This window comes from Planktothrix sp. FACHB-1355, assembly GCF_014748295.1.
GTDB classification, from domain to species: Bacteria; Cyanobacteriota; Cyanobacteriia; order Cyanobacteriales; family Aerosakkonemataceae; genus Aerosakkonema; species Aerosakkonema funiforme_A.
Genome location: NZ_JACJUP010000828.1, coordinates 1 through 3,280, shown reverse-complemented (window position 1 = coordinate 3,280; position 3,280 = coordinate 1). Strand labels below are relative to the sequence as shown.

General features: G+C 42.7%; 5 protein-coding genes. All 5 read left to right on the top strand.

Annotated features, from left to right (window positions below):
* The first annotated feature begins 232 nt into the window (after positions 1–232).
* Positions 233–454, top strand: coding sequence for a hypothetical protein (locus H6S82_RS25545; protein WP_190475879.1), 222 nt, complete (start codon positions 233–235; stop codon positions 452–454).
* Between the two features lie 130 nt (positions 455–584).
* On the top strand, positions 585–938 hold the full coding sequence (locus H6S82_RS25540; RefSeq protein ID WP_190475881.1) for a hypothetical protein: 354 nt from the start codon (positions 585–587) through the stop codon (positions 936–938).
* Positions 939–1,023: 85 nt separating this feature from the next.
* Positions 1,024–1,239 carry a hypothetical protein gene (locus H6S82_RS25535; protein WP_190475883.1) on the top strand — a complete coding sequence of 72 codons (216 nt, stop codon included), beginning with the start codon at positions 1,024–1,026 and terminating at the stop codon, positions 1,237–1,239.
* A 241-nt stretch (positions 1,240–1,480) separates the two neighbouring features.
* Positions 1,481–1,717 (top strand): DUF1816 domain-containing protein, encoded by a 237-nt coding sequence (locus tag H6S82_RS25530; protein WP_190475885.1) that lies wholly within the window; start codon positions 1,481–1,483, stop codon positions 1,715–1,717.
* 86 nt (positions 1,718–1,803) lie between these two features.
* Positions 1,804–3,225, top strand: a complete 1,422-nt coding sequence (locus tag H6S82_RS25525) for a response regulator (protein ID WP_190475886.1) — start codon at positions 1,804–1,806, stop codon at positions 3,223–3,225.
* The last annotated feature ends 55 nt before the right edge of the window (positions 3,226–3,280 follow it).

The following is a 3,280-nucleotide window of genomic DNA, read 5'->3' as shown; positions in this document are numbered from 1 at the left end:
CAAAATATTTTTTTTACTAAACAAGAATTTTATTCCTCAAAATTTCCTCAAATTTGTTTCTTAAGCTCTCAAGTGTTGCGAACAGCCAAGGTAGTGAGGAAGTTCTTAATTCTTAACTACCTTGATTCTCATGACTCCTTCCCCTAGCGGCTAGGGAATAGCCACTCCCTAGAACTCTGTTTTCTGAGCATGGCTGATTATCCTAATTTTCTTTACCCTCGCTGCGATCGTCATGGCAATTATTCCCCCAGAAGATTTGGTGTTTATTGATGCTCTCAAAAATATGGTAAAATTTTTAGAAAGAGTGACTTACATTTGTGATTTACAAACAACTGGAGAGCTTTCTTTAGAAGATGCTTCTAAACAGATATATGAAGTCTATAAAAATTATCATGAAGATATCCAGATTGTACTTGAAAAAGGCCGCTTGCCCCCAAACAATTCTGATATTTGAAGCTTTTTTAGAGGCAGATTGTAAATTTGCTGAAAAACTCCAGCTATTTCCCTTTTATACGAAAAAATACAGTTGCATCTGTGCCAAAAGTTTAATAACCGCAAATTTGAAAAGCTATCAGGAGTTAAAAATGGCAAAAGAACTTTTCAATCTTACCTTAACTGTAGTCATCGATGAAATTGAAAATATTTTATCGAGCTATCCAACATATCCATACCAACAAGCTTTTTCTGAGGCTGGTTTGCGCCAAGATTTGTTGGCTTATGTTCTAAGCCGCGTTCCTAATAAGTACGCTGTTATAGAACAAACACAGCCTTTGCCAAAACAAATATTATTCCCTCCCTATCCCAGGAAGGAGCTATTAGATATAGAGCATTACATTCATCTGGGAATTCGCGATATTCTGCTGGTCTATAGCAGAACCAACTCCGGTCTACTTCAATCGCCGAACTTCAACTTTAGCGCCTCTTCTTCAGCTAGTTGATGGCTTGAATATATTTTTTTAAAGCCGAAAGTATAAAGCTTGCTGCTGTGAGACTTTATATAACATCATTTGGGATGGCATCATCATGGAATCAATTCTCAATTTAGTTCGGGAGGCTCTAGAAACTGATTTTCTGAGTATTACCGCAGAAAATCAATTACGACTGTTGCTCAACAGTAAATATTCCTTAGAAGATTTGGAAGCTTTTATGGAGTTGCAACAGGCTACCATGAATGGAAGAGTTAAGCAAGAATCGCGTGAATTAATTTTGTCTCAACACGAATTTAAACCAGGGGGTTAAAAAATGTTAACTTGTACTTGCCCTTGTTGTTCTACTACTTTACTCCGCCACATTCGCTCCCAAAGAGTCTACTGGTTTTGCCGCCACTGTTATCAAGAAATGCCCAATCCCGATAGCATTTTGGGTGGCTTAGACACTGGCTCTAAATTAAGTATTAACAGTGGCTTAGTTAAAGCTAATGCCGCTCTAATATTTTGAAGAAATTTGAATATTTTCATTAAAATAGCGAGGGATATTTCTGATGCTTTTAACAAATCGTACACTTCCAAAACAAGAAGAAATTAAATTTGGCTGGTGGGTAAAAATTGTTACTTTATTACCAGAGTGTACTTACTACATTGGGCCTTTTAATAGTATTCGGGAAGCTGCTGCCGCTCAAGTCGGCTACATGGAAGATTTAAAACAGGAGGGAGCCCAAGAAATGACGGTTTGGATTAGGCAGTGTAAGCCTAAAATGTTAACAAGCTTTGAAGATTGAGGATAAGGCAGCAGATCGCTATTTTTTTTGGCTTGAGGGTACTGTAGTGTTAAGGAATGACTTCCGATGAAAAGGAATCAGTTCCAATGAAAATTCTGCTAGTAGAAGATGATGAGACGACAGCTAATGTCCTAGCACAAGAACTCACTACCCATCACTACACTGTTGAGACAGCGGAGGATGGTCAAATGGCTTTGGAACTGGCTCAAGCCTTTCACTACGATTTGCTCGTAGTAGATATTATTCTCCCAAATTTGGATGGAATCGGTCTTTGTCGCCAACTGCGATCGCACGGCTTACAGATGCCGATTCTGCTGTTGAGTGCCAAAGACAGCACTGCTGACCGGGTACTCGGCTTACAAGCAGGAGCCGATGATTATCTGGTCAAGCCCTACGAAAGATCGGAATTAATCGCTCGGATTCAGGCTTTACTGCGAAGGGGCAGTTCTAGCTTAATTACTATGTTGACCTGGGAAAAGCTTCAGCTCGATCCAGATGCCGGTCAAGTTACTTATGGCGGAAAAGCTTTACACTTAACCCCAAAAGAGTTCAGCATACTAGAGCTTTTTCTCCGCAATCCCCGACGTATTTTCAGCCGGAGTGCCATACTAGACCGCATCTGGCCTAATGGTGAATTTCCCCAAGAGGAAGCCGTCTCTACTCAAATCAAAGGTCTGCGCCAGAAGCTAAAAGCAGGGGGAATGACTAAAGATTCGATCGAGACGGTATACGGATTGGGTTATCGACTCAAACAACTACCGGAAGATTCCCTCTCGCCAAGGGTTTCTCCAGAAGAGACGCCCAAAGCTGCGATCGCGACCGCAGACAAGCGTCAAGCTCAAGCCAAAGTGCAGGCAATTATGCAGCAGGTATGGGGCAAATTCAAACAGAGTTTGGGCTCGCATATAGTGCTGTTCGATCGAGCGATTGCCCAAATCTCTACCGGAAATCTCGATCGGGAACTGCGAGTCTCCGCTCAGTTGGAGGCGCATCGCTTGATTGGCTCGCTGGGTTCATTTGGCTTCCCAAAAGGTTCAGAGGTGGCGCGGCAGATCGAACAGTTGCTAAGCTTAGAGTCTTTGGGTGTTCGGGAGGCGCAGCAGCTTGCAGAATTGGTTGCGCTTCTCAAGCAAGTTGTGGAAGATAAGCCATCTACAACGGCGACGACTCCCGATTTAAAGATGGGGTCGGGTCGGTTGCTGGTGGTCGATGATGATGTAGTGTTGACCGAAGCGGTCAAAAGGGAAGCGATCGTTTGGGGTTTTCAGGTAGAAGTGACAACAGATCCAATATCTGCAAGAAAATCGATTTCCTGCTGTCCACCTGATGTTATTGTCCTAGACCTCACCTTTCCCGACAGCACAGAGAACGGACTGACCTTACTAGCTGAACTGGCGCAACAAGATCCCAGGATTCCGGTGTTAGTGTTGACAGCACGCAATCAGTTAAGCGATCGGGTGGAAGTAGCGCGTTTGGGTGGAAATGTCTTTTTAGAGAAGCCTAAGTAGTCGGACAAAAGTAATCGACACTGTATGAACTTTTGTTAAGGCACTTGCAGGAGTG